Origin of the sequence: Catellatospora sichuanensis, assembly GCF_007483665.1 — a bacterium.
GTDB lineage: Bacteria > Actinomycetota > Actinomycetes > Mycobacteriales > Micromonosporaceae > Catellatospora > Catellatospora sichuanensis.
Genome location: NZ_ML660186.1, coordinates 34,229 through 59,458, shown reverse-complemented (window position 1 = coordinate 59,458; position 25,230 = coordinate 34,229). Strand labels below are relative to the sequence as shown.

23 protein-coding genes and 1 pseudogene are annotated in these 25,230 nt (G+C 71.3%); 6 read left to right on the top strand and 18 right to left on the bottom strand.

Going from position 1 to position 25,230, the window contains the following annotated elements; genetic code table 11:
* Positions 1-40 precede the first annotated feature (40 nt).
* The gene (gene hrcA / locus FLL47_RS05945) at positions 41-1,063 is read right to left on the bottom strand and encodes a heat-inducible transcriptional repressor HrcA (RefSeq protein ID WP_144119425.1); all 1,023 of its coding nucleotides are present in this window, start codon (positions 1,061-1,063) and stop codon (positions 41-43) included.
* Positions 1,064-1,292: 229 nt separating this feature from the next.
* Between hrcA and FLL47_RS05940 the strand changes: the two genes are divergently transcribed.
* Positions 1,293-1,811, top strand: coding sequence for a DUF4870 domain-containing protein (locus FLL47_RS05940; RefSeq protein WP_144119424.1), 519 nt, complete (start codon positions 1,293-1,295; stop codon positions 1,809-1,811).
* A gap of 5 nt (positions 1,812-1,816) precedes the next feature.
* On the opposite strand, the gene hemW is transcribed toward FLL47_RS05940, so the two are convergent.
* A complete protein-coding gene (gene hemW, locus FLL47_RS05935; protein WP_144119423.1) occupies positions 1,817-3,031 on the bottom strand; it encodes a radical SAM family heme chaperone HemW in 1,215 nt (404 codons plus the stop codon).
* 17 nt (positions 3,032-3,048) lie between these two features.
* On the opposite strand from hemW, the gene FLL47_RS05930 reads away from it, so the two are divergent.
* From FLL47_RS05930 to FLL47_RS05920, 3 genes are all read left to right on the top strand, one after another.
* Positions 3,049-3,867, top strand: coding sequence for an enoyl-CoA hydratase-related protein (locus FLL47_RS05930; protein WP_144119422.1), 819 nt, complete (start codon positions 3,049-3,051; stop codon positions 3,865-3,867).
* Between the two features lie 97 nt (positions 3,868-3,964).
* Positions 3,965-4,828: a hypothetical protein gene (locus FLL47_RS05925; RefSeq protein ID WP_246157591.1), complete on the top strand. Its 864-nt coding sequence runs from the start codon at positions 3,965-3,967 to the stop codon at positions 4,826-4,828.
* Between the two features lie 173 nt (positions 4,829-5,001).
* Complete coding sequence (locus FLL47_RS05920) at positions 5,002-5,928, top strand: phytanoyl-CoA dioxygenase family protein (RefSeq protein WP_144119421.1); 927 nt, start codon at positions 5,002-5,004, stop codon at positions 5,926-5,928.
* A gap of 93 nt (positions 5,929-6,021) precedes the next feature.
* Here the strand turns inward: FLL47_RS05920 and FLL47_RS05915 are convergent, their stop codons facing one another.
* The 5 genes from FLL47_RS05915 to FLL47_RS05895 form a co-directional block, all read right to left on the bottom strand.
* Positions 6,022-6,921 carry a hypothetical protein gene (locus tag FLL47_RS05915; protein ID WP_144119420.1) on the bottom strand — a complete coding sequence of 300 codons (900 nt, stop codon included), beginning with the start codon at positions 6,919-6,921 and terminating at the stop codon, positions 6,022-6,024.
* Between the two features lie 141 nt (positions 6,922-7,062).
* Entirely contained in the window at positions 7,063-8,211 is a 1,149-nt protein-coding gene (locus FLL47_RS05910) for a hypothetical protein (RefSeq protein WP_144119419.1), read from the bottom strand.
* Positions 8,212-8,560: 349 nt separating this feature from the next.
* Positions 8,561-9,067, bottom strand: a complete 507-nt coding sequence (locus FLL47_RS05905) for an NUDIX domain-containing protein (protein WP_144119418.1) — start codon at positions 9,065-9,067, stop codon at positions 8,561-8,563.
* The gene (lepA, locus tag FLL47_RS05900) at positions 9,064-10,935 is read right to left on the bottom strand and encodes a translation elongation factor 4 (RefSeq protein WP_144119417.1); all 1,872 of its coding nucleotides are present in this window, start codon (positions 10,933-10,935) and stop codon (positions 9,064-9,066) included. The genes FLL47_RS05905 and lepA overlap by 4 nt, the downstream gene beginning before the upstream one ends.
* A gap of 141 nt (positions 10,936-11,076) precedes the next feature.
* Positions 11,077-11,643, bottom strand: coding sequence for a DUF4240 domain-containing protein (locus FLL47_RS05895; RefSeq protein WP_144119416.1), 567 nt, complete (start codon positions 11,641-11,643; stop codon positions 11,077-11,079).
* A 406-nt stretch (positions 11,644-12,049) separates the two neighbouring features.
* Here FLL47_RS05895 and rpsT point away from each other — a divergent pair, with 406 nt between their 5' ends.
* On the top strand, positions 12,050-12,316 hold the full coding sequence (gene rpsT / locus FLL47_RS05885; RefSeq protein WP_120316509.1) for a 30S ribosomal protein S20: 267 nt from the start codon (positions 12,050-12,052) through the stop codon (positions 12,314-12,316).
* A 719-nt stretch (positions 12,317-13,035) separates the two neighbouring features.
* Here the strand turns inward: rpsT and FLL47_RS05880 are convergent.
* From FLL47_RS05880 to FLL47_RS05860, 5 genes and pseudogenes are all read right to left on the bottom strand, one after another.
* Positions 13,036-13,302 (bottom strand): annotated as a pseudogene (locus FLL47_RS05880) (hypothetical protein); the annotation flags it as partial.
* Positions 13,299-14,282, bottom strand: a complete 984-nt coding sequence (gene holA / locus FLL47_RS05875; protein WP_144119647.1) for a DNA polymerase III subunit delta — start codon at positions 14,280-14,282, stop codon at positions 13,299-13,301. The pseudogene FLL47_RS05880 and the gene holA, both read right to left, overlap by 4 nt.
* Before the next feature lie 43 nt (positions 14,283-14,325).
* A complete protein-coding gene (locus FLL47_RS05870; RefSeq protein WP_246157589.1) occupies positions 14,326-16,761 on the bottom strand; it encodes a ComEC/Rec2 family competence protein in 2,436 nt (811 codons plus the stop codon).
* Complete coding sequence (locus tag FLL47_RS05865) at positions 16,761-17,513, bottom strand: helix-hairpin-helix domain-containing protein (protein WP_144119645.1); 753 nt, start codon at positions 17,511-17,513, stop codon at positions 16,761-16,763. The genes FLL47_RS05870 and FLL47_RS05865 overlap by 1 nt, the downstream gene beginning before the upstream one ends.
* Before the next feature lie 437 nt (positions 17,514-17,950).
* Positions 17,951-18,172: a winged helix-turn-helix domain-containing protein gene (locus tag FLL47_RS05860; protein ID WP_120316513.1), complete on the bottom strand. Its 222-nt coding sequence runs from the start codon at positions 18,170-18,172 to the stop codon at positions 17,951-17,953.
* 761 nt (positions 18,173-18,933) lie between these two features.
* Between FLL47_RS05860 and FLL47_RS05855 the strand changes: the two genes are divergently transcribed.
* Positions 18,934-20,892 carry a S8 family peptidase gene (locus FLL47_RS05855; protein WP_222105984.1) on the top strand — a complete coding sequence of 653 codons (1,959 nt, stop codon included), beginning with the start codon at positions 18,934-18,936 and terminating at the stop codon, positions 20,890-20,892.
* Positions 20,893-20,951: 59 nt separating this feature from the next.
* On the opposite strand, the gene FLL47_RS05850 is transcribed toward FLL47_RS05855, so the two are convergent.
* From FLL47_RS05850 to nadD, 6 genes are all read right to left on the bottom strand, one after another.
* Complete coding sequence (locus FLL47_RS05850) at positions 20,952-21,890, bottom strand: hypothetical protein (RefSeq protein ID WP_144119414.1); 939 nt, start codon at positions 21,888-21,890, stop codon at positions 20,952-20,954.
* Between the two features lie 188 nt (positions 21,891-22,078).
* Positions 22,079-22,957, bottom strand: a complete 879-nt coding sequence (locus FLL47_RS05845; RefSeq protein ID WP_144119413.1) for a DegV family protein — start codon at positions 22,955-22,957, stop codon at positions 22,079-22,081.
* A gap of 17 nt (positions 22,958-22,974) precedes the next feature.
* The gene (locus tag FLL47_RS05840) at positions 22,975-23,409 is read right to left on the bottom strand and encodes a DUF5818 domain-containing protein (RefSeq protein ID WP_144119412.1); all 435 of its coding nucleotides are present in this window, start codon (positions 23,407-23,409) and stop codon (positions 22,975-22,977) included.
* A 45-nt stretch (positions 23,410-23,454) separates the two neighbouring features.
* Positions 23,455-24,054, bottom strand: a complete 600-nt coding sequence (locus FLL47_RS05835; protein ID WP_144119644.1) for a histidine phosphatase family protein — start codon at positions 24,052-24,054, stop codon at positions 23,455-23,457.
* A 49-nt stretch (positions 24,055-24,103) separates the two neighbouring features.
* Positions 24,104-24,493 carry a ribosome silencing factor gene (gene rsfS / locus FLL47_RS05830; protein WP_144119411.1) on the bottom strand — a complete coding sequence of 130 codons (390 nt, stop codon included), beginning with the start codon at positions 24,491-24,493 and terminating at the stop codon, positions 24,104-24,106.
* A gap of 121 nt (positions 24,494-24,614) precedes the next feature.
* On the bottom strand, positions 24,615-25,199 hold the full coding sequence (nadD, locus tag FLL47_RS05825) for a nicotinate-nucleotide adenylyltransferase (RefSeq protein WP_144119410.1): 585 nt from the start codon (positions 25,197-25,199) through the stop codon (positions 24,615-24,617).
* Between the last annotated feature and the right edge of the window lie 31 nt (positions 25,200-25,230).

Below are 25,230 nucleotides of genomic sequence, written 5' to 3'. Positions count from 1 at the left end.
TGTCCTCAAGCCTCGTTCAGCAACAACAGGAAATTCGGAATCAATGTCCCAGCATCTCGCCGACGTAACGCGCGACGGCGCGAACGGTGGCGATGGTGCCGGGATAGTCCATGCGGGTCGGGCCGACGATGCCCATCCCGCCCACGACGGTCGCGCCCGGGCCGTAGCCCGTGCTGACCACCGAGGTGGCCCGCAGGTCGACGACCTCGTTCTCGTCGCCGATGCGCACCCGGGCCGCGCCCGACTTCACCTCGTCGAAGAGCTTGAGCAGGATGACCTCCTCCTCGAGCGCCTCCAGGATGGGGCGCAGCGCGCCGGTGGTCAGGTCCAGCGGGCCCATCCGGGCCAGGTTCGACGTGCCGGCCAGCGCGAGGCGCTCCTCGTGCCGCTCGACGAGGGTCTCCAGCAGGACGCTGACCAACGTGCTCATGGTTGCCTTCGCCTGCGGCTCGGCCCGCTCCACCAGGCCCTGCACCAGCGGCGGGGTGTCCACCAGCTTCACGCCGACCAGGGTCGCGTTGAGGGTGCGGCGCAGCTCGGTGATCTCTTCCGGCTCGACCGGGCCGGGCATCTCGACGACCCGCTGCTCCACCCGCCCGGTGTCGGTGATCATGACGAGCAGCAGCCGGGTGGTGGAGACCGGGACCAGCTCCAGGTGGCGTACGGCGGAGCGGGTCAGGCTCGGGTACTGCACGACGGCGACCTGGCGGGTCAGCTGCGCCAGCAGCCGCACCGCGCGGTGCACGACGTCGTCGAGGTCGACCGCGCCGACCAGGAAGCGCTCGATCGCCCGGCGCTCCGCCGGGGAGAGCGGCTTGACGCGCGACAGCCGGTCGACGAACAGGCGGTAGCCGCGATCGGTCGGCACCCGGCCGGCCGAGGTGTGCGGCTGCCGGATGTAGCCCTCCTCCTCGAGGACGGCCATGTCGTTGCGCACGGTCGCCGACGACACGCCCAGCGCGTGCCGTTCGACCAGTGCCTTGCTCCCGACGGGCTCCTGCGTCGCGACGTAGTCCTCGACGATGGCACGCAGCACTTCGAGCTTGCGGTCATCCAGACCCATACGCACCTCCCGGCTGGCACTCGTCGTCAGCGAGTGCCAGTCTACGTGGGCCGTCACCCGGACGGCATAGGCGTGGTGACGGGGTCGACACTGCACCGATCCCGACAGTGGTCGCAACCATCGGCAAAGTGGATGCCCGGTAAACTCGTCCATTCGGTTCGCACAGTGTCGCCTATCGGTCACGGGTGTTGACTGGCGCCGATTGATCCACAGACCTAGCCTGGCGGGCATGAGTGAACCCACCCCGCCCGGCTCCTCCGAGCCGCCGGTTCCTTCCGCACCCTCCTACGAGCCGCCGGCCCCGGCAGCGCCGCCGTCGGCCCCCTCGTCCCCCCCGCCGTCCGCCCCCGGCGGCTACACCCCGCCGCCGGTCGTCGGCAACGTCGCGCCGGCCGGTTTCGCCAACAACGACGACAAGACCTGGGCCCTGGTCGCCCACTTCGGCGGCGCGGCCGGCGCGCTGCTCGGCGCGGGCGGCGGCGGCTGGGTCGCCCCGCTGATCGCGCTGCTCGTGCAGGGCCCGAAGTCGCCCGCGACCCGCGCGCACGCGGTCGAGGCGCTGAACTTCCAGATCGGCATCTCGATCGTCTCGATCGTCTGCTGGATCCTCAGCTGCCTCATCATCCCGATCTTCATCGCGCTCGCCGCGACCGCGGTCGGCGTGATCTTCGGCATCCTGGCCGGCATCAAGGCCAACGAGGGCCAGTTCTACACGTACCCGATGTCGTTCCTGAAGCTGGTCAAGTAAGCAGTTCACCAGGCCAGCAGGGAGTGGACCACGGCGTCCGCGAGGAGACGGCCGCGCAGCGTCAGCGCCGCGCGGCCGTCCGCGTACGCGGAGGGCTCCAGCAGCCCGTCGGCCAGCGCCTGCCCCGCCGCGGCGCGCCCGGCCGGGTCCAGCACGTCCAGCGGCAGGCCCTCGACCAGGCGCAGCCGTAGCAGCACGTCCTCGGTGTGGCGCTGTTCGGCGGTGAGCACCTCGCGGCCCAGGCCGGGCGACAGGCCCTCGGTCAGCCGGGCCGCGTACCGCGCCGGGTGTTTGACGTTCCACCAGCGCACGCCGCCGACGTGGCTGTGCGCCCCGGGCCCTAGGCCCCACCAGTCGCCGCCCTGCCAGTAGAGCAGGTTGTGCGCGCACCGGGCGGCCTCGTCTGCGGCCCAGTTGGAGACCTCGTACCAGCCCAGCCCGGCGGCGCTCAGCGCCGCCTCGGCCGCCAGGTAGCGGTCGGCGGCCACGTCGTCGTCGGGGGAGGCCAGCTCCCCGCGTCGGATCCGGGCCGAAAGCCGCGTGCCGTCCTCCACGATCAGGGCGTACGCGCTGACGTGGTCCACGCCCGCACCCACCACCGCGGCCAGCGAGGCGGCGAAGTCGTCCTCGGTCTCGCCCGGCGTGCCGTAGATCAGGTCCAGGTTGACGTGCTCGAACCCGGCCTCGCGCGCCTCGACCGCGGCGGCCGGGGCGCGCCCGGCGGTGTGCTTGCGGTCCAGGATGCGCAGCACCCCGGGCGCGGCCGACTGCATGCCCAGCGAGATCCGGGTGAACCCGGCCCGGCGCAGCTCCCGCAGCGAGGCGGGGTCGACCGACTCCGGGTTGGCCTCGGTGGTGACCTCCGCACCGGCGGCGAGCCCCCAGGTGCGGTCGATCGCCTCCAGCATCCGGCCGAGCTGGGCCGGGCGCAGCAGGGTGGGCGTGCCGCCGCCGACGAAGACGGTGTCCACCCGCGGCGGGGCGGGCAGCACCTTCGCGGCCAGCGCCAGCTCGGCCAGCACCGCCTCGAGGTAGCCCTCGGTGTCGGCGCCGCCCAGCTCCGAGGCGGTGTAGGTGTTGAAGTCGCAGTAGCCGCAGCGGCTGGCGCAGAACGGCACGTGCAGGTACACGCCGAAGCCGCGTCCGCCGACGTCGGCCAGCGCGGAGTCGGGCAGGACGCCGTCGTCGGGTACGGGTTCACCATCGGGGAGCTGTGCCACGGCTCTAGTCTGCCCTCATGTCCTCACCTGACTCCCATCTCGTCCGGGTCACCCACGCCCGCGGCGTAACCACGATCACCCTCGACAGCCCGCACAACCGCAACGCGCTGTCGCACCGGCTGATGACCGAGCTGCTGGCGGCGCTCGCCGAGGCGAACGCCGACGACCGGGTCCGGGTGATCGTGCTCGACCACACCGGGCCCGTCTTCTGCTCCGGGGCCGACCTGGCCGAGACCGCGGCCGCGGCGAAGTCGGGGCAGATGCCGGCCGCGCTGCTGGGTGACGTGCTGGGCGCGGTGGCCCGGTCCCCGAAGCCGGTGGTGGCCGCGGTGCGCGGACCGGCGCGGGCGGGCGGGCTGGGCCTGATCGCCGCGGCCGACCTGGCCGTTTGCACGGCGGCGGCCACGTTCGCCTTCTCCGAGGTCCGACTGGGCGTGGTGCCGGCGCTGATCTCCGCCACGGTGCTGCCGCGACTGGCCCCGCGTGCCGCCGCGGAGCTGTATCTGACCGGCGACGTCTTCGACGGGGCCCGGGCCGCCGCGATCGGCCTGGTCACCGCGACCGCGCCGGACGACGACGTGGACGCGATCGTCGCGCGCTGGTGCGACAGCCTGGTCCGGGGCGCGCCGGCCTCGCTGGCGACCGCGAAGGAGCTGCTGCGCCGCCGCGCGGACGCGGACCTGGACACGGAGCTGGGGTATCTGTCGGAGATCTCACTGCGCTTCTTCGGCTCTCCCGAAGGCAGGGAGGGAGTCGCCGCATTCCGGGAGAAACGGGATGCCGCTTGGGTTCCGCTGCCCGACGAGGACGGTGCCGCAGCGGCGGACACGCCGTAGGGTGGCCTGAACGAGCCTGCGGCAGAGAGCGGGCGCCTTCCCGGTCGGTGACCGCGGAAGGCGCCCGCCTCACCGCATCGACGTCGAGGAGGCCGCCGTGAAGGGCCGGCATGCGCTGACCGTCCTGGTGATCCTCGTCGTGGTGTTCGGCGTCGGCGGCTACCTCGCCCGGCAGCAGCTCGACGGCAAGCTGGAGCTGCCCCGGCTCGGCGCGCCCGAGTGCGTGGCCAGGGCCGACGGCGAGGTGCGACTGGACCCCGAACAGATGGCCAACGCAGCGACCATCGCCGCCGTCGGGATCGCCCGCAACGTGCCCGATCGTGCGGTGGTGGTCGCGCTGGCCACCGCCCTGCAGGAGTCGAAGCTGCGCAATCTGGAGCATCTCGGCGACGGCAACGACCACGACTCGCTCGGCCTGTTCCAGCAGCGGCCCAGCCAGGGCTGGGGCACCGCGAAGCAGATCATGGACCCGCGGCACGCGGCCCGGCGCTTCTACATCAGCCTGACGAAGGTCAAGGGGTGGCAGAAGATGCGCGTCACCGACGCCGCCCAGCGGGTGCAGCGCTCGGCCTACCCCGAGGCGTACGAGAAATGGGCCGACGACGCCACCGTGCTGACCAAGGTGCTGACCGGCCAGCAGGCCGGTGGTGTGACCTGCGACACGTACGGCGAGGACAGCCCGGACGCCGCCGCGACGTCGAAGGTGCTCGCCGACCGGATGAAGGCCGACTTCGGCACGAAGGCCAAGGGCGTCACCACCGAGGGCGCCGCGCTGCGCATACCGGCCGCGAACAGCAAGACGGGCTGGCAGTTCGCGCACTGGCTGGTCGCCCACGCCCCGCTCACCGGAGTCACCCGGGTGACCTACGCCGACCAGCAGTGGTCTGCCGGTGACGGCGCGTGGTCGAGCGCCGAGAAAGTGGCCGAACAGGTGGTGGCCGAGGCCGTCGCGGGCGGGTGACCCTGGTGGCAGGCCGGTCTTTCGGTCCCCGCGCGACGACGTCGCTCGGGAACGCGAGTTAGTATCGGCACTCGTTCGCGAAGGTTGCTCATCCCGGCACGCCACCCCCCAAGTCGCGCGCCCCGATCCTGCCTTCGACTGTGCCCAAGTCTGGAAGGACGCAAGGGGAGGATATGACCATCACCTCTCAGGAGCCGGCGACGGACTACGCGCCGCTCACCGACGCCGAGCGCAAGGAATTCCACGAGAACGGGTACAAGCACCTCCCCGGTGTCGTCAGCCCTGAGATCGTGGCCGAGCTCCAGGCCGAGGCCGACCGCCTGTACGTGGAGAACAAGGACACCGGTCACATCGACAAGACCGGTTCGCTCCACCTGCTCGGCGCGGTCAGCCACAGCCCGGCCTTCGCCCGGATGCTCGACTACTCCCCGACCTTCCGCTGGGTCTGGGGTCTGGCCGGCTGGAACATCTACTCCCAGCACAACCACCTCGACGTCAACCCGCCGTACGAGGAGGGCGAGACCCCTCGCTGGGAGTGGCACCAGGACGGCTGGCGGCAGAACTCCGACGCGGAGTACTACGCCCCGTACTACGGCGACATCCCGCGGCCGATGCTGTCGATCAAGGTCGCCATCGTGCTCAGCGACATCTCGGAGCCGGGCCGGGGGCAGACCCTGTGCATCCCGGGTTCGCACCTGAACAACCACATGTACCGCCCGACCGACCCGGTGGAGATCGCCAAGGGTCCTGAGGGCGCCGTGCCGTGGCTGGCCAAGCCGGGCGACGCGTTCATCTTCGACCGCCGCCTGTGGCACTCGCGCTCGCGCAACCGCTCGGACGTGACGCGCAAGATGCTCTTCATGAGCTACACCTACCGCTGGATCCGCCCGGTCGACGACATGCCGATCGACCGCGAGTCCGCGTGGTACGCCGGCCTGACCCCCGTACAGCGCCAGCTGATCGGTGAGGCCTTCGGCAACCTGAAGGTGCAGAACATGTGGGGCGTCGGCGAGGGCGGCTGGATCGACGACACGATCCCGCTGCGCGCCGAGCTCAAGGAGCGCGGCCTGCTGGACCGCAACGTTCCCTGGCTGCGCTGAGCACCGACGGGACAGCCGCCGCGGGCGGCGACTGGACGAAGCAGTGAGGCCGGGCCGCATCTCGCGGCCCGGCCTCACTGTCGGTACGGACGGTCAGTCCAGGATCTTCTGCCCGCCGGTGACGCACTGGCCGCCGACGAACGCCGAACTGCCGATCGGCAGCGACGGACCGAGCTGGCCGAGCAGGCCGGCCGACGCGCAGGTCTGCAGCGGCAGGATGTCCAGGACCTGGTTGCTGAACAGCGGAAGCACCGCCGGGTCCTTGCGCTTCTGGATGGTGCTGTTGCTGTTGTAGCAGTCACCCAGCACGGTGGTCGGCGACTGGAGGGCCGCGGCCACCCCGGCGATCGACGCGGTGGAACCACAGACCTGGACCGCCGCCGCGTTGACGACCGAGCCGCTGAGCAGCGACACCAGGCTTTGCGACCCCTTCTGCGCGGCCTGCTTGGGCTCGGCGATGAACGTGTTGGCGTTGAAGCAGTCGCCCACCACGGTGGCGGACGAGCGGATCGCGGCCGTGACGCCGGCGATCGCCGCGTTCGAGCCGCAGATCTGGATCGGCAGCGCGTTGACCGACGTGTCGTCCAGGATCGAGATGATCCCCTGCACCTGGTTCTGCCGGATCAGGACGTTGCCGTTGGCACAGTCGCCCACCACGGTGTTCGGGGATTTGAGCGCGACCGTGGCCGCCACGACCTGGGCCGACGAGGAGCCACACGCCTGCCATGCGCCGGTCGTCAACGCGCTGCCGTTGCCGATGGAGATCAGCGGCTGGCGCACCTCCCCCTGGGGACCGCGGGAAACCGCGTTCACGGCAGCGAGTGCTTGCCCAGCGGCCTGCTGCACCGCCGCCTGCTTCAAGGTGGTCGCGGCGGTCCTGACGGGATCCGCATGCGCCGGTCCGGCCGCGGGCGCGGCGGTCGCCGCGGAACCCATCACCGCCACCGTAGCGAGCGCTCCGGCCGCGACAACCCCGGCCTTTCCTATCTGCATCGTCACTCCTTGTAGGATTTCTGGCCGCCGGCGCCCGAGTCGCAGGAACGCGGCAGCGCGGCATGAGTTGTCGTTGGCGAGCATTCGAAGGGGCGAGTCGCGCTGGCGCGACCCGCCCCGTCTGCCGTGCCGGATCAGCGACTAGTCGATGACCGTGTTGGCGTTGTAGCAGCTGCCGATGACCGTGTTCGGCGAGGCGATCGGAACCGCCGCCGCGATGATGTTCGCGCTCGTGGAGCCGCAGGACTGCAGCGGGAGCACGTTCAGCGACGAGTTGTCCAGGGCGGAGATCATGCCCTTCGGGTCGTCCTTCTTGATCTTCACATTGGCGTTCTTGCAGTCACCGATGACGGTGTTCGGCGACGTGATCGGAATCGCGATCCCGACCACGTCGGGCGAGGTCGAGCCACAGGCCTGCGCGGTGATGATCTGAACCGCGGTGCCGTTCAGCGCCGAGATCAGGCTGACGCTGTCCTGGTCCCACGGCGCGTCCCAGCCGCCGCCGCGCGCCTGCGGAGCGACTCGGGCGTTGGACCGCTTCGACCACGTGCTGCGGTTCTTCAGCGCGCTGACCTTCTTGACCAGTGCCTGACGAGCCATGTCCATCGCGACCGACTGGCCCATGGGCATGGCCTCGACCCGGCCCGACTCCTGCCAGTGGTCGTCGTCGTCCCATTCGTCGGAGCCGTTGATCTCGATGTTGCTGTTCTGGCAGTCACCGATGACCGTGTTCGGAGAGGTGATCGGCACCGTGAGGGCGATGATGTTGGCGTCCGTCGACCCGCAGGACTGGATCGACGCGACGTTGACGACGGAGTCGTTGCCGACACCGAGCAGGGCCGGGTTGTGCTTGTTCTGCTTGATCTTGACGTTCGCGTTGGCGCAGGCGATGTCGTTCTTGTGGCCGTAGCCGTCGTCGTGGCCGAAGCCCGACACCACGGTGTTCGGCGTGGCGATCGGCACCGAGATGCCCACCACGTTGCCGCTGGTCGAGCCACACTGCTGGAGGGCGGCCACGTTGACGACCGTACCGTTGAGCAGCGCGACGATCGACGCGGAATCAACGTCCCACGGCGCGTCCCAGCCGTTGTTGTCGAAGCCGCCGCCGCGGGCGAGCTTCAGCTGGTTGGCCCCGACCTGGCGCATCGAGCTGGTCTTGCCCTCGGTGGAGGTGCTGGCCTGGGTCAGCGCAGAGGCGTCCGTGCTGGGCGCCGCAGCGGCAGGAGCCCCCATGATCGCCACTGTAGCGAGAGCGCCCGTGGCGACGGCTCCGGCCTTCTTCATCTGCATCGTCACTCCTTGTGCGACTTTGGAACCTGCTTTGCCCTCATATCGGGCGAAAGCGGCAAAACACTGCACTTGGGGTAACGATGGGTAGATTGCCCAGTTACTACGGCTCCTGGCCTTTTGTCAGCAGATCTTGGCCGATCGTCCGAGCCCATCGATCAGACGGCCATAACCCACACGAGCGACAGGCGTCCCACACCGGGTCACCCCACCATGATCGCCCGACTTGCCGGGCAAACGGGCGTATCTTGACCGGCCATTCGCCCACCTGCCAGGCAAGTTCGGCGATCATGCGCGCACGGCGCGGGGCGGCCGGAGAGCGCGCGGGCGGGCGGAACGCGGGGCGGGACCGTCAGCGGGCGATGGCGATGGCGACCGCGTCGCGGAGGGCGCGGTCCATGGTGGCGAAGGCCATCGGCGGCGGGTCGGCCAACGGGAGCCAGGTGGCCTCCGACGACTCGTCGGGGTCCAGGCGCAGCCCCGCCCCGTCGGGCAGGGTGGCCAGGAAGAAGCAGTCCAGCACCGGCAGGCGCTCGCCCTGGAACTCGTAGTCGCCCACGTACATGCCGACGAACGCGCCCAGTTCGACGTCGACGCCGAGCTCCTCCCGGGCCTCCCGGCGCGCCGCGTCGGCGGGCTCCTCCCAGCCGTCGCAGAACCCGCCCGGCGTCTCCCACAGTCCTTCCCGGGGCGGCCGGGCGCGGCGCAGCGCCAGGAAGCGGCCGGCGCCGTCCAGCACGATCAGGCTGGCCGTGGGGCGGGCGTTGAGGTAGTGCTCGTACCCGCAGGTCCCACAGACGGACGGCGGCGCGGCCGGAAGGGCCGCGCCGCAACGGAAGCAGTGTCCCGCGGAGGTCACTTCTTCTTGCCGGCCTCGGGAGCCTCCGAGGTGGACAGCGCGGCGATGAAGGCCTCCTGGGGCACCTCGACCCGGCCGACCATCTTCATGCGCTTCTTGCCTTCCTTCTGCTTCTCCAGCAGCTTGCGCTTCCGGCTGATGTCGCCGCCGTAGCACTTGGCCAGCACGTCCTTGCGGATGGCGCGGATGGTCTCGCGAGCGATGACCCGGGAGCCGATGGCCGCCTGGATCGGCACCTCGAACTGCTGCCGCGGGATCAGCTTCTGCAACTTGGACGCGATGGTCGTGCCGTACGCGTAAGCCTTGTCCTTGTGCACGATCGCGCTGAACGCGTCGACGGGCTCGCCCTGCAGCAGGATGTCCACCTTGACCAGTTCGGACGCCTGCTCGCCGCTGGGCTCGTAGTCCAGGCTGGCGTAGCCCTTGGTACGCGACTTCAGCTGGTCGAAGAAGTCGAAGATGATCTCACCGAGCGGCAGCATGTAGCGCAGCTCGACGCGATCGGCGGACAGGTAGTCCATGCCCTGCAGCACACCGCGGCGGCCCTGGCACAGCTCCATCACCGCGCCGACGTAGTCGTTGGGCGTCAGCACCGTCGCGCGCGCCACCGGCTCGTACACCTCCGCGACCTTGCCGTGCGGGTACTCGCTCGGGTTGGTGACCGTGATCTCCTTGGCGTCGTCGGTGACGACGCGGTAGACCACGTTCGGCGCGGTGGCGATCAGGTCGAGGCCGAACTCGCGCTCCAGCCGCTCCTGGATGATCTCCAGGTGCAGCAGGCCGAGGAAGCCGCAGCGGAAGCCGAAGCCGAGCGCCGCCGACGTCTCCGGCTCGTACACCAGCGACGCGTCGTTGAGCTTCAGCTTGTCCAGCGCCTCGCGCAGCTCCGGGTAGTCCGACCCGTCCAGCGGGTAGAGGCCCGAGTACACCATCGGCTTGGGGTCCTTGTAGCCGCCGAGCGCCTGGGTGGCCGGCCGGGAGTTCAAGGTCACCGTGTCGCCGACCCGGGACTGCCGCACGTCCTTCACGCCGGTGATCAGGTAGCCGACCTCGCCGACGCTGAGCGACGGCGACTTGATCGGCTCCGGCGAGATCACGCCGATCTCCAGCAGCTCGTGCACCGCGCCGGTGGACATCATCTTGATCCGGTCCCGGGCGTCCAGGCGGCCGTCGATGACCCGGATGTAGGTGACGACACCGCGGTAGACGTCGTACACCGAGTCGAAGATCATGGCGCGGGCCGGCGCCTTGGCGTCGCCGCCGGTGGGCGCGGGCAGCTGCCGGACGATCTCGTCGAGCAGGTGCGACACACCGTCACCGGTCTTGCCGGACACCCGCAGGCAGTCCTCCGGCTCGCAGCCGATCAGGTGCGCGAGCTCCTCCGCGTACTTCTCCGGCTGGGCCGCGGGCAGGTCGATCTTGTTGAGCACCGGGATGATGGTGAGGTTGTTCTCCATCGCCAGGTACAGGTTGGCCAGCGTCTGCGCCTCGATGCCCTGGGCGGCGTCCACCAGCAGGATCGCGCCCTCGCAGGCGGCCAGGCTGCGCGACACCTCGTAGGTGAAGTCCACGTGCCCCGGGGTGTCGATCATGTTGAGCACGACCTGCTCGCCGGTCCGGTCGCCGTCGCGCACGGTCCACGGCAGGCGCACCGCCTGGCTCTTGATGGTGATGCCGCGCTCGCGCTCGATGTCCATCCGGTCGAGGTACTGCGCCCGCATCTGCCGCGGGTCCACCACCTCGGTGATCTGCAGCATCCGGTCGGCCAGCGTCGACTTGCCGTGGTCGATGTGGGCGATGATGCAGAAGTTGCGGATGGCGGCCGGGTCAGTGTCGCCGGGCTTGTTAGATCCGAGCAGCGGAGGCACGGTGATCCGTTCTATGAGCGTGAGTGCGGAAAGCGGTTCGCTGGCGACGGGCCGCGTTCGGCGTGAGGCGGTCATTGCCGCCCCTATGATCCCACGCCCGCCGACCGTGCCGAAGCGGGCTTCAACGTTACCGCCGTCGCATCAGCAGCGGCAGCCTTCGTTCGCGGGCCAGCCGAGCACCAGCGCGCTCAGCCGGGGCAGGCGCAGGCGCATCTGGTCGTCGTCCTCGAAGTCCCAGTCCTCGCCCGCGGTGGGCGCTTTCGCCACCTCCGGCAGCACCAGCTCGGCCCCGGCGACCTCGCGGAACGCGTCCGCGGCCGCGTACCCGACCAGCTCGGCGAAGATGGCGCTGTCGTCGTCCCACTCCACGGCCTCGACCACGGACGGGTGTCCGGCCAGCGAGTCAGGGTCGGCCAGCGCCGCCTCGTACCACTTCCGGCCCGCCGCGATCAGCCCGCTGCGGAAGTCGACGAAGGCGTCGTCGGAGCAGCCGCCGCCGATCAGGTGCGCCGCACCCCACAGGTCGTAGCGGTCGGCGGCACCGCGCAGCGTGCTGAACCGCGTCGCGAAGGCGGCGATCTCCGGCAGGCTGAGCGCCGACAGCCGCGCGGTCAGCGCCTTCGCCAGCCCGGTGCCGTCCTCGCCGATGTCACCCTCGACGTCCGTACGCGCCTGCTCGATCAGAGCCCAGAACCGCTCGATGTCCACAGCAGCACAGTCTGCCATCCGGGCCGCGCCCGCCCTCGATCTACGAGCGGGTGTCGCGTCCCGTCACCCGTACGGTCCCCGCCCCGGCCGCCACGCCGGACGCGCGCCGACCGCCGCCGCCAAGATCACTGTTTCGTGCCGGAAAGTGTGGTCCGGCTTCACTTTTCGACACGGAACGACGATCAACACCACCCCGCCCACGGGGCGGGACGGGGGAATGCGGACGGCGGGGCGGCGGCGGGCCGGTCGCGGTAGGCTGTCCGGGTCGGGTGCCGCGACCGGTGTCACGTCGGCCTGTTTTGGCCGATGCCCAGGCCACCTGGTAACCTGGCACGTCGCGGCTGGTGCTTCGTTGCGCCGGCCCATCCGAACCAGTCAACCGAAACGAGCAGGACGAGGCTGTCGCGTGGCGAACATCAAGTCCCAGATCAAGCGCAACCGGCAGAACGAGAAGGCCCGGCTGCGCAACAAGTCGGTCAAGTCGTCGCTGAAGACCGCTGTCCGCAAGTTCCACGAGGCGACCGTCGCCGGTGACGTCGAGAACGCCACCGCGCTGCTGCGCGACGCCTCGCGCAAGCTTGACAAGGCCGTCAGCAAGGGCGTGATCCACAAGAACCAGGCGGCGAACCGCAAGTCGTCGATCGCCAAGAAGCTGGCTTCGCTCTCTGCCTGATCGTCGCAGCGTGCCTTCGCGGCACCGCCAAGACATCACCTGATGCCCGGTTCCCTGAGGGGAGCCGGGCATCGGTGTCTTCCGGCAGGTGTCTTCCGGCAGGTGTCAGCCGTCACGGCGAAGCCGCTGATCCGGCTGCCGCACGCAGCTGTTCGTGAAGCGGCCGGGACGACCACCGGTCGGCCCGGGCGGCCGTGACGCCCACCCGGTGCAGACAGGCGCGGTCGCTACTCGTAGCGGTAGGCCGCCGACTGGCGGGCGCGCTGCTCGGCGGTGCCCAGCCACGGCTCCTCGCCGTCCGGTCCGGCCGGCTGCCCCGGCGTGCCGTGTCCGGAGTTCCCGGACTCTGCGGCGTGGGTCTCCTGCTCGCCGTACCCGGCCTGGGCGTAGGTCCCGTATGCGGGCTGGCCCGCGTAGGTGTCCTGCTCGCCGTAGCCCGGCCGGCCTGCGTAGGTGTCCACGCCGTAGCCGGATCGGCCGGTGTAGGAGTCCTGGCCGCCGTTGCCGGAACGGCCTGCGAACCCCTCCGGATCGCCGTATCCGGGACGGTTCGCATACGGGTCGCGCTCGTCACCCGCGGACCGGTCGGCGCGCTGGGGCGGCGGCGCGGCCTCGGCCGGGGCGGCCACCCGCAGCCGCACCGTCGGCTGGGCGAGGGCCCGCCGTGTGGCGGACTTCGACCGGGTCGCCGTGCCCGCGGAGCGGGTCGCCGTGCCGCCGGACCGTGTCGTCGCGCCCGCGATCACGTCGTTGAGCTTCACCATCACCGCGACCGAGGCGGGCAGTACGGCCACCGCCCACCAGCCGGTGAGCTCGGCCAGTGACAGCAGCACGGCCAGCGCCACGGTGCCTTCGAAGAACAGGAAGCACATCAGGTTGCTGGGGCGCACGTACTGCAGGCCCAGCACCCGGGCGTAGAGCGGCCGGTTGCGCGCCTCCTCGGGGCTGATTCCCCCGGCGCGCCGGGACCGGATACCCGCTGTCATCGCCCACCTCCCGCCTGCTTGGCCTGCGCGAACGCCACGATGGTGCGTTCGAGCGCGTAGTCGCGGTCCTCCTCGCCGCCCTTCACCGCGGCGTTGCAGTCGGCGGCCGCCCGCATCGCGAGCACCAGCGCGTCCGGGGTCCAGCCGCGCGCCTGCCGCTGCGCCTTCTCGATCTTCCAGGCGGGCATGCCGAGCGTCGAGGCCAGCTGGTACGCGTTGCCGCGTCCCGCCGAGGCCACCCGCGCCACGGTGCGCACGCCGTCGGCCAGTGCGTCCGCGATCGGCACCGGATCCACCCCGCTGTGCCGGGCCCAGCGCAGCGCCTCCAGCGCGGCCGGCACGTCCCCGGCGACCGCGGCGTCGGCGACCGCGAAGCCGCTCACCTCGGCCTTGCCCCGGTAGTAACGCGCCACCGTGGCCAGGTCGATCCGGCCGCCGGTGTCCGCCATCAGCTGGTTGCAGGCCGCCGCGAGCTCGCGCAGGTCGTTGCCCACGGCCTCGATCAGCGTCTCGGCGGCGTCGGGGGCGCAGCGACCGCCCAGCCGGCGCACCTCACCGGTGACGAAGTCCACCCGGTCGCGGTGCTTGGTCAGCTTCGCCGCGGGCACCACGGACGCGCCCATCTTGGTCAGCGAGTCGGCCAGCGCCTTGTTCTTGGCGCCGCCCGCGTGCGCGACGACCAGCGTCACGTCGGGGTCGGGCGACTTCGCGTAGTCGAGCAGCACCGCCGAGACGTCCTTCTTGGCGTCCTGCGCGGCGCGCAGCACCACCACCCGGACCCCGCCGAACAGCGACGGGCTGAGCAGTTCGGCGAGTTCACCGACGAGCATCGCGCCCGTCTCCACCTCGCGGACCTCGGCCGTCGGGTCGGCGGCGCGCGCCTGTGCGGCCGCGTCGGCGATCGCGCGCGCGACCAGCAACTCCTCGTCGCCCAGCACGAGGACCACGGGTGTCAGGACGGGGGGCGGAACCTGGCTCACCACCTCGCTATCGTCGCACGTGCGAACTGGCGGCCGCCCACCGTCACTCCAACGGGCGCGTCGGGAGCACGACGGAAAGCTTCCCGTCGGCGAGCACCACCGCCAGATCCCCGCTGACGTCGGTGCGCTGCACCCGCGCGCCCCGCCCGGCCAGCCGCGCCAGCACCGACGCGCTCGGATGCCCGTAGTCGTTACCCTCCCCCACGCTGACCAGCGCGATCCGTGGTGCGACGGCGTCCAGGAAGGACGGTTCCTGGAAGGCGCTGCCGTGATGGGCGACCTTCAGGACCGACGCGGACAGGTCCACGCCCGCATCCAGCAGCGCCTGCTGCCGTTCCGTCTCGGCGTCCCCGGTCAGCAGCACCCGCACCCCGCGTACGGTCGCCACCAGCATCAGCGAGTTGTTGTTCGGATCGCTGCGAGTGCCTCGCTCGGGCGGCGCGGGCAGCACCTCCAGCCGTACGTCGCCGACGGTCCAGCCGCCGGATTCCGGGGCGTCGGACACCGGCACCCGGTGCGCGGCGGCGGCCTGTGCCACGGCCGTCCGCCCGGCTGCGGGTTCAGGCCAGGGCGTGGTGACCACCGCGCCGACGCGCCGTCCGGCCAGCACCCCGTCCAGGCCGCCGATGTGGTCGACGTGGAAGTGGCTGACCAGCAGCAACGGCACCTCGTCGACGTCCAGGTCACGCAGGCACCGGTCGACGTCGCGGGGCAGCGGCCCCGCGTCGACCACGACGGCCGTGCCGTGGCCCGCGTTGAGCACGGTCGCGTCGCCCTGCCCGACGTCACAGGCGACGACGAGCCAGTCGTCAGGCGGCCAGCCACCGGTGAGTACGCGTACCGGCAGCGCGCCGAGAACGGCCGCCAGCGCGACGACGGCCGCCAGCCGGCGCACCGCGGGCCGCCGGAAGCCGATCATGAGCAGCACGGTCAGCCCGGCCAGCAGCAGCGCGCCCGGCGGCCCGCCCGGCCACGGCAGCACCCCCGCGGGCACCTCGGCGCCCACCCTGGCGACGGTCACCAGCCACCACGCCGGCCAACTGCCCAGCCAGGCGGCGAACTCGGCCCCGCCCGGCCACACCGGCGACAGCAGCGCAGCGGCCACGCCGGTGACCGTCGCGGGCGCGATCGCGGGCACCGCCACCAGATTCGCCGGTACGGCGACCAGGCTCAGCGTGCCGCTGATGCCCGCGACGACCGGGGCGCAGGCCAGCTGTGCGGCGGCGGGCACAGCCAGCGCCTCGGCGATCCCGGCGGGTGTACCCCGGCGGCGCAGCGCGTCGCGCATCGGCGGTGCGAGGAGCAGCAACCCCGCCGTGGCCAGCACCGACAGCGCGAACCCGGCGTCGGCGGCCAGCTCCGGGTCGGCCATCAGCAGCACCGCCGCGCCCGCCGACAGCGCGGGCAGCGCCGCCCGGGACCGGCCGGACGCGAGCGCCAGCAGCGCGATCCCGCCCATCACCGCGGCCCGCAGCACGCTCGGCGACGGCCGGGCCAGGATCACGAACCCGATCACGGACACCGTGCACACCACCGCGGTGAGCCGTGGCCCCGCCCGGGTCCACCGGGCGAGCAGCAGGACCGCCCCGGTAACAATTGCCACATTGCTCCCCGATACGGCCGTCAAGTGAGTCATGCCGGTGTCGCGAAACGACTGCTCGACCGCGGGGTCGAGGCGGCTGGTGTCGCCGACCACGAGCCCCGGCAGCAGCCCGCCCGTGGCGGTGTCCAGCGGCGCGCAGGCCCGCCGCAGCCCGGCCCGCAGGCCGCCCGCCGCCCGCTGCGCCCACGACGCCTGTCCGAGCAGCTCCGGCGGCCGCTCGGTGGACAGCACCGCCGCCCGCAGGTCACCGCCCCGGGACGAGCCGAACCGAGCAGGCACCCGAACCCGCTGCCCCGGCAGCAGCCCGGCCCACCCGTCACCACTGGCCAGCACCAGCACTCCGACGTCGGTACGCAGGTCACCGGCCCGCTCCAGGTCCGCCGCCACCACCCAGGTCGCGGGTCGCCCGACGACCCCGACCGTCTGGCGCGGATCGTCCCGCACGGTCAGCACCACCGTCGCCGAGACGCGCCCGTCCACCAGCGCGACGACCTCCGCAGCGTCCCGCGCCGCCAGCCGCGCGCCGGTCGCCGCCGCCCCGCACAGCACCCCGAGGAACGCCCCGGCCACGATCCACCGCCACGCCCCCGGAGACCCTTTCTCGCTCAGCCGACGGCCCGCCGTCCATGGCCACCGCCACCCCGCCGCGCCTCGACCCGGCAGCAACTGCCTGCCCGAAGGCCGGGCCATACGACGGCCGAAGCGCCGAAGCCGCTCTCGCCACGCGACGTCGCCGCTGAGCGCGGCCAGGGCTCCGCAGACGGCACCGACCGTGCCGAGCGCCAAGGTGACGCCCAGCCCGGTGAACAGCGCGGCCAGCGACGCCGCCCAGCAACCCAGGGCGAACGGGACCAGTCGCAGGTCGGGGCCGTCCATCAGACCGTGACCAGGTCCTTGAGCTGGGCGAACTTCGACTCGCCGATGCCTTCGACCTGCCGCAGGTCGCCGACGCTGCGGAAGTCGCCGTGCCGGGCCCGGTGGTCGAGGATGCGCTGGGCCAGCACCGGTCCCACTCCGGGCAGCGCGTCGAGCTGGGCGAGGGTCGCGGTGTTCAGGTTCACCGGACCCGCGCCGGGTCCCGCCCCGGCGGCCGGACCGTCCGCGGCGGTCACACCGGGCACCCCGATCGCGATCAGTTCACCATCGGTGACCTTGCGGGCCAGATTCACCGCGGACAGATCGGTGTCCGGCAGCACCCCACCCGCCGCCTCGATCGCGTCGGCGACCCGAGCACCCGTCGGCAGTCGGACCAAGCCAGGCTTGCGCACCTGCCCGGTCACTGCGACGACCAGCATCGCCGGTGAGGACGACGCTGTCGGCCGACCCGACTCCGCGACGGGAACCGGCACCTGCTCGGGCGCGGGCTCCACGGACGGCCGCGCCTGCCAGGCCAGGTACGCCGCGAGCGCCACCACCACTGCTGCCACCGCCGCCAACGCCCGCAGCCCACGCCGCCCCGGATCGAACGCCGATCGCCCCGGCAGCGCACTTGGTGCGCCCTCCACCTGCGACAGCACATCCCTATCTGGCCTGACGGTGCCAGCGGGCCCGCCCGCCATGACGGCACCCGGCAGGGCACCGGAGGGGGCATCTGTGATCGCAGTGGCCGACACGGAACCAGCCGTCATCGCGGGGAGCACTCCGCGTGACGTCGCCACTGGCAGCACGGCGTGAAGGGCTGCTGCTGACAGCCCGACCGCCTGCGATCCGGCAGGCCGCGTCCACGGCCAGACACGAGTCTGCGCGTCGCCCGAGGTCGTCGGGTCAAGTGGCAATAGCTGCCGGGTCGGACGTGGCCGCGGGTAGTCGGGCAGCACGTCGAGGAACGGCGCGTCCAGGGGCTCCGGCCAGGACGGCGGCGCGGTGGCCGGGGCGAGCACGCGGTGCAGCCGGTCGAGGTCGGCCTCGGCGGGCTGCGGTCTGCGGAACGGGGTCGACGGCACGCGGCCACGCTAGGGACGAGTGCGCGGTGGGAGTACCGGTCAATTCTCTTGCCTGTGGACGACGGCCCGCTTGTGGACAACCGCCTGATCAAGACCCCGGTGTGTTATGGCGGACGCCCTGGCTAACCCTTGTCCGGCACGAACACGCCCACACCCTGGTGCCCGTTCAACTCCCCCGTGGTGCGCAGCAGCAGAACCGCCTGGCGGATCGTGGTCATCCCCACGCCGTACTCCTCCGCAAGCTGCCGGTGCGTGGGCAACTTGTGTCCAGGCGGCCAGGTGCCGGCGGCGATGTTTTCGCGGATCAGGCGCAGAACACGGTCGAGGTGCGGCTCTATCGGCATGACGGCAGAACTCCCAGCTAGTCCCGCTCATAACACCACGCATTTCATCCGGTCGTCTAGCGCCAAGGTCGCTAAAGTTCAGGACCGGACTTTAGCGCCAAAGTCGCTAAAGTCTTCGATGAGCGCCTCCCGGCTGGTCACTTGGCGGCGTCTCAGCGGGCGGGCTGGCATCGCACCCCGGCCCGCCTGTCCAGGGGTGCCCCGCCGTACGTGACAGACGGCTCCGTGCGGCGGGCTTCATCATCACTGGAGGTGCCGTGCGGTCGTTCATGGAACCGGTCTCCGACAAGCGGGCGGCCTTCCTCTACGAGGAGATCCGCCGCCACCGGAACAGGAAGAGGACGGGCCGCTGCCGCATCTGCTCTCGCGCGAGCTGCCAGGCGATCCGACAGGCGACGGCAGAGCTGGTCATGGCTGGCCGTGATACCGCGCAGCCGCCCGCACCGCGATGGAGGCGGCTCTTCGCGTGACGCCCGGTGGGCGTACACCTCAAATCTCTTGCCCGTCGACGACGGGCCGTTTGCGAACAACCACCTGATCACGCCCTCGGCGCACCATGTGCCGCACGCACCACCAGGAGCGTCCGATCACGACTGCGGGCATGGGATGGTTTCTATAAACAGTTTTGACGTTACGAATCATCGATCGCTGTTAACCGCTCTGCCGCAACAGGTTCATCCGCTCCTAGGTTCGCGTCACCCCTTCGCGGCCGGCGTCATCGGGACCCGGCCGCGGGGTGGGATCTCTGGGAGGAGAGAACCTTGCGGCATCGAGTTTCCGCCCTCGGCTTCGCGATCATCGTCGCGTTCGCCGGGGCGCTCGGCGCGGGTGGGACGGCGAACGCCGCCCCCACCGGACCCGAGGCCCAAATCCTGTACGCCGACAGCCCGAGCGCGGTCGCCGACCGCTACATCGTGGTGTTCAAGGACTCCGCGGTGCCCGCGAGCACCGTCGGCACCAAGGCACGTGACCTGGCCGGCCGTTTCGGCGGCAAGGCGCGGCACGTCTACACCGCCGGGCTGCGCGGCTTCTCGGTCGGCATGACCGCGGCGCAGGCGCGCAAGCTGGCCGCCGACCCCGCGGTCGCCTCGGTCGAGGCGGTGCAGCGCATCGGTGTGCTGGACACCCAGAACAATCCCCCGAACTGGGGCGACGACCGCATCGACCAGGCCAACCTGCCGCTGAACCAGGCGTACACGTACCCCACCAACCCGGGTCAGGGGGTGACGGTCTATGTGCTCGACACCGGCATCAACGCCAGCCACGTCGAGTTCACCGGCCGGGTCAGGCAGGGCACGGACATGGTGGACGACGACAGCACGCCGACGGACTGCCACGGCCACGGCACGCATGTGGCCGGCACCGCCGTGGGCACCAGCTACGGCGTGGCCAAGAAGGCCTCCGTGGCCGCCGTCCGGGTGCTGAACTGCCAGGGCAGCGGTACCAACGACGACCTCATCGCGGGCATCAACTGGGTGCGCACCAACGCCCAGAAGCCGGCCGTGGTGAACTACAGCATCGGCTGCCAGAGCCGCTGCACCAGCCAGGCCATGGACAGCGCCGTGTCGAGCCTCATCTCGTCGGGCGTGCAGTTCGTCCAGGCGGCCGGCAACTCCTCCGACGACGCCTGCTACTACAGCCCGCAGGCCGTCGCCGCGGCGGTCACCGTCGGCAACACCAACAGCTCCGACGGCCGCAACAGCAGCAGCAACTACGGCTCCTGCCTGGACATCTTCGCCCCGGGCACGAGCATCGTGTCGGCGTCGTACTCCAGCAACAACGGCAGCGCGACGATGACGGGCACCTCGATGGCCTCGCCGCACACGGCCGGCGCCGCGGCGGTGTACCTGGGTCTCAACCCCAACGCCACGCCCGCCCAGGTGCGTGACGCGCTGGTCAACAACGCCACCACCGGCAAGGTCACCTCGCCGGGCACGGGTTCGCCGAACCGGCTGCTCTACACGGGCTTCATGAACGGCGGGACCAACCCCAACAACCCGTCGGTCACCAACCCCGGTAACAGGAGCACCGCCGTCGGGCAGTCCGTCAGCCTCCAGATGCAGGCTTCCGGCGGCACGTCGCCGTACACCTGGAGCGCCTCGGGCCTGCCGGCCGGTCTGTCGATCAGCTCGTCCAGCGGCCTGATCACGGGCACGCCGACCACCGCGGGCACCTCGAACGTCACGGTGACGGTCACCGACTCGGCGAGCAGGACCGGGTCGACGAACTTCACCTGGACGGTCACCTCCGGTGGCGGCGGCTGCACCGCGGCGCAGGTCGTCGGCAACTCCAGCTTCGAGAGCGGCACCACGCCGTGGACGGCCGACACGGGCGTCGTCGGCGCCTGGGCGGGCTCGGGCTACCCGGGCAAGACCGGCACCCGCAGCGCCTGGCTGGGCGGCCAGGGCCAGACGCAGACCGACTGGGTGCAGCAGTCGGTGACGATCCCGGCCGGCTGCACCAGCGCCACGCTGCGCTACTGGGTGCGCATCACCACCGCCGAGAACGACGGCCAGGTCTGGGACCGGCTGACGGTGACCATGGGCAGCACGACCGTGGCCACCGCCACCAACCTCGACGCCAACTCCGCGTACGTGGAGAAGGTCGTCAACGTGAGCCAGTTCGCCGGGCAGACGGTGACGCTGAGGTTCAACGGCGTCGAGGACCAGTCGCTGCAGACCAGCTGGGTCATCGACGAGGTGACCATCAACGTCTCCTGACCGGGGGACGGGGACGGGGGGACCGGGCGGCCGGGCATCTCACGACGATGCCCGGCCGCTCATGCCCATTCCCAGCGCATGCCGACGATGCCCGGCGGGATGTCGGCCGCGACCAGGTGTGCGCCGTGCGTCGAACCGATCCACACCTCGCGTACGCCCTGGTCGGGCGCGTGCAGGCCGCGCCGCTCGAAGCGGTAGCAGCGGGCCGGCACCGCATCGCGGTCGAACTGCACCTGCAGCACGTACTCCCCCACCGGCACCGAGAAGCCCCGGTAGTAGTTGTCGGTGGCGACGAGCGAGCCGCTCTCGAACTCGTACTCGATGACGACGGTGTCACCCTGCGAGAGCATCCGGTCAAAGATGATCTCCGCAGCCTGCAGGCCCGACTCCGGGTCGGACCGCACCCGGCCCAGCCGGCAGTTGCGCAGGGCGTTTACGCCGGTGGGCGCGCCCAGGTCGTCGGTGCGGAAGATACCGACCGTGCGGGCCACCCGGTCCACGTTGGCCCGCAGCACCTGGCGGCAGTTGAGCCGCAGCTCCTGGCGCTGCGCGCCCACCTGGTACAGGTCGTGCAGGCTGATCCGGGTGAGTTCGTGGTACGTCCAGCGGTCCAGCTCCCGGATGATCTTCGAGACGCTGTTGCCGTCCTCGAAGAGCCGGTCGATGTCGATGGTCCCCGGCGCCTGGTTGAGCCAGCGGCCACGGGGCCGACGTGGGCCGAGCTGGGCGAGGAGGGACTCGGCGGGCAGCGACAGGATCTGTTCCAGCATCCGCACCGCCTTCATCGACTCCGGGCGCTCCGGGCGGCTGCGACCCCGCCGCCAGTAGCTGAGGGTGGCCAGGCTGACGCTGATCCCGGCGGCGGCCAGTTTCTCCTGGATCTCCTCCGGCCGAATGCCCCGATCTTCGATGGCCAGGTGCAGTGCGGCAGAGAACGGGCCGGTACGCAGCGCATGCGCCAGGTCCCGACCGAGAAGTTCAGAACGAGCCTTCTCCATGAACGCTGAGTATCACCACGCCCCCGCCCCAGCGCCACCCATGCGCACGGAACGAGGCCGTCACCCCTCGCCAACCGATAGACGCTGGCCTATCTAGTCGAGTTCGATCTACAAAAAATCGATCAGATAGGCCAGCGTCTATCAAGGCGCGGGCCGTGCCGACAAGCGTCGGCGCGCTGACGGCGGGCTCAGAGCTGGTCGTCGAGGAGGGACTGGGCGGCTTCGGGGAGGCGGTGCACGACCACCCCGGCCAGGCCGGGGCCCACGTGCGCGGCCACGACGGCGCCGACCTCGCTGGTGTACAGCTCGCACAGCCGGTCGCCGAGCCGTTCGCGCAGCGCGCCCGCGATCCACTCGGCCCGCTCCGTGGCGGCCAGGTGGTGCACGGCCACCTCGACGGGGCCGTCACCGGCCGCCTCCAGAGCCAGCGCGACCAGCCGGTCCAGCGCGCGGGCGGCGGTGCGCACCTTGTCGCGCATGGTGATGCCGCCCGCGGACACCTCCAGCAGGGGCTTGACCGCCAGCGCGGTGCCCAGCAGGGCCGAGGCCGCGTTGATGCGGCCACCCCGGCGCAGGTGCTCCAGCGTGTCCACGTAGAAGAAGGTGCTGGTGCGGTCGATGGTGTGCAGGGCGGCGTCGCGTACGCCCGCCAGGTCTTCGCCCTGTGTCGCGGCCCGTGCCGCGGCCAGGGCGGGGAAGCCCACGCCCATCGCGGCCGAGCAGGAGTCGATCACCTCGACCGGCCCGGCGGCCTCGCCTGCCGCGGTCGACGCGGCGCCGAGGGTGCCGGACAGCGCGCCGGCCAGGTGCACCGAGACGATGCCGTCCACGCCCGCCGCGAACAGCTGGTCGTAGACCTGCGCGAACTCGGCCGGGGTGGGTTGCGAGGTGGTCACCGCGACACGGCGGGCGGTCAGCGCGACGGCCACCTCGGCTGGATTGACCTCGACGCCCTCCCGGCCGGACACGCCGCCGAGCACGACGTGCAGGGGCACGACGGTCAGCGACCCGTCCGCGACGGTGGCGGGCAGGTAGGCAGTGGAGTCGGTGACGACCGCTACGGGCATGCGGGCACGTTAACCCGTCACGACGACTGCGCCGTGACGACCTCGAGCACGGGGCCCATCTGGCAGATCGTCATGATGTCGGTGCGCAGGCGGCCTTTCACCAGCACGGTGGCGCCGGGCTTGACGACGTTCGGGTCGCCGCCCATCAGCTGGTAGGTCGTGCCGTTGTCGGCGCGCAGCACGGTGCAGCCGCCCTCCAGCTCCACCCGCTCGACCCGGCCGCTCACCGAGATGACCTGGCCGTCCTTGGCGGACGGCGGCACCTGCGGGGACAGGCTCGGCTTGGGCCGGCCGGGCGGGCTGCTCGGCGGCAGCCAGCCGGACGCCGACGGTTGCGGGGTCATCGAACTGCCCACCTCCGGCTCCTGGGTCGGGGCGCAGCCGGTGAGCAGAAGACCGCCCAGCAGCGTGCCGGTCAACAACAGACGAGTGAGGGGGGTTCTGGTGGCCATGTCAGTTCGGACGCTACCGCCCGCGGGCAAGTTGCGCGAGTGCCGTCATGCGCCGACGTTGTACGCCGACACCCGCCAGCCGTAGGACGGCTGCAGGATCAGGTCGACCCAGTGGCAGTTCTGCACCGGGGCGACGGTCGGCAGCATCTCCTCGGGCCAGCCGAGCAGCGCGGCCACCCCGTACTTGATGGCGCCGCCGTGGCTGACCAGGATCGCGGTGCCGCCCGGCACCCGCTCGGCCGCCTGCCGGATCGTCTCGCTGACGCGCTTGCCCAGGTCGGCCAGCGGCTCGAGGCCGTCGCCCGGATCGGGGTCGGCGGCGCGCCAGCGGGCGTACGACTCCGGGAAGCGCTCGCGCACCTCCGGGGTGGTGAGCCCCTGCCACGAGCCGAAATGCCGCTCGCGCAGCCGGGCGTCCCGCTCGGGCGTCAGCCCGGTCAGCTCGACCAGCGGCGCGGCGGTCTGCGTGCAGCGGCCGAGGTCACTGGTGATCATGAGCTGGGCCTCACTGCGCGCGAGCACCGCAGCCGCGGCCTGGGCCTGAGCCCGGCCGCGGTCGTTGACGGGCACGTCGAGCTGACCCTGCACGCGCTGGGCGGCATTCCAATCGGTGTTGCCGTGCCGCCACAGCAGGACGCGAGTGATCGCTTCCTGCCCCCGTTCCAGGCTCACGCCTTCTCCTCGCTGCGCTCGCTCACGCAGCGTCCTGGGTCGCCAGGTCGCGGTCGTTGAACTCGATCCGGGCGCAGTCCTTCCACAGCCGGTCGAGGGCGTAGAACTCGCGCTCCTCGCTGTGCTGGACGTGCACCACGATGTCGCCGAAGTCGAGCAGCACCCAGCGGCCTGCGCGCTCGCCTTCGCGGCGGATCGGCTTGGCCTTCTCGGGCATCTTCAGCAGGGCTTCTTCGACGGCGTCGACGATGGCCAGGACCTGGCGCTCGTTCGGAGCGGAGGCGACCACGAAGACGTCGGTGAGGACGAGCTGCTCGCCCACGTCCATCAGGACGATGTCCTCTGCCTTCTTGTCGGCGGCCGCCTGCGCGGCGGCCAGGGCCATCTCGACGGCACGCTCGGTTGCGGGCACCTTGGTCCTTTCGTCGGTGGCCTGGCCGCGATGCTCGCGATCAGGCTCAGCATCCAGAGTCTCACAGGGATTACCCGGTACGCCGCTGAGATAGTCACGCGGTGGGCCCGGACACCCGGAATCAGCGGTATAGATGCCGCTTTGTGATGTATTGCACTACCCCGTCCGGTACCAGGTACCACACCGGCTGGCCCGCCGCGACCCGCCGCCGGCAGTCCGTGGACGAGATCGCCATCGCCGGCACCTGGACCAGGCTCACCACGTCGGCAGGCAGGTGCGCGTCGGTGAGCATGAACCCCGGACGGGTGACCCCCACGAAGTGGGCCAGCTCGAACAGCTGGTCCGCGTCCTTCCAGGACAAGATCTTGGAGAGCGCGTCGGCGCCGGTGATGAAGAACAGCTCGGTCTTCTCGCCGTACTGGTCGCGCAGCTCGCGCAGCGTGTCGACGGTGTAGGTCGGCCCGACCCGGTCGACGTCCACCCGGCTCACGCTGAACCGCGGGTTGGACGCGGTCGCGATGACCGTCATCAGATAGCGGTCCTCCGCCGGGGTGACCACGTGCTCGGTCTTCTGCCACGGCTGCCCCGTCGGCACGAAGACGACCTCGTCGAGCGCGTACCGGTCAGCCACCTCGCTGGCCGCGACGAGGTGACCGTGGTGGATGGGGTCGAAGGTTCCGCCCATGATCCCGATACGTGTCGCCACGCGCCGATTCTATGCCGTCGCACGCCCCGTC

Bases quoted from the DNA above. Each gene is read 5' to 3' on its own strand.
- FLL47_RS05840 (WP_144119412.1), bottom strand. From the start codon at position 23,409: ATGGCCACCAGAACCCCCCTCACTCGTCTGTTGTTGACCGGCACGCTG.
- FLL47_RS05910 (WP_144119419.1), bottom strand. From the start codon at position 8,211: ATGCAGATGAAGAAGGCCGGAGCCGTCGCCACGGGCGCTCTCGCTACA.
- hrcA (WP_144119425.1), bottom strand. From the start codon at position 1,063: ATGGGTCTGGATGACCGCAAGCTCGAAGTGCTGCGTGCCATCGTCGAG.
- FLL47_RS05940 (WP_144119424.1), top strand. From the start codon at position 1,293: ATGAGTGAACCCACCCCGCCCGGCTCCTCCGAGCCGCCGGTTCCTTCC.
- FLL47_RS05860 (WP_120316513.1), bottom strand. From the start codon at position 18,172: ATGCCGATAGAGCCGCACCTCGACCGTGTTCTGCGCCTGATCCGCGAA.
- FLL47_RS05865 (WP_144119645.1), bottom strand. From the start codon at position 17,513: ATGACGGCTGGTTCCGTGTCGGCCACTGCGATCACAGATGCCCCCTCC.
- FLL47_RS05845 (WP_144119413.1), bottom strand. From the start codon at position 22,957: ATGCCCGTAGCGGTCGTCACCGACTCCACTGCCTACCTGCCCGCCACC.
- FLL47_RS05930 (WP_144119422.1), top strand. From the start codon at position 3,049: ATGTCCTCACCTGACTCCCATCTCGTCCGGGTCACCCACGCCCGCGGC.
- FLL47_RS05870 (WP_246157589.1), bottom strand. From the start codon at position 16,761: ATGGACGGCCCCGACCTGCGACTGGTCCCGTTCGCCCTGGGTTGCTGG.
- FLL47_RS05850 (WP_144119414.1), bottom strand. From the start codon at position 21,890: ATGGAGAAGGCTCGTTCTGAACTTCTCGGTCGGGACCTGGCGCATGCG.
- FLL47_RS05920 (WP_144119421.1), top strand. From the start codon at position 5,002: ATGACCATCACCTCTCAGGAGCCGGCGACGGACTACGCGCCGCTCACC.
- FLL47_RS05915 (WP_144119420.1), bottom strand. From the start codon at position 6,921: ATGCAGATAGGAAAGGCCGGGGTTGTCGCGGCCGGAGCGCTCGCTACG.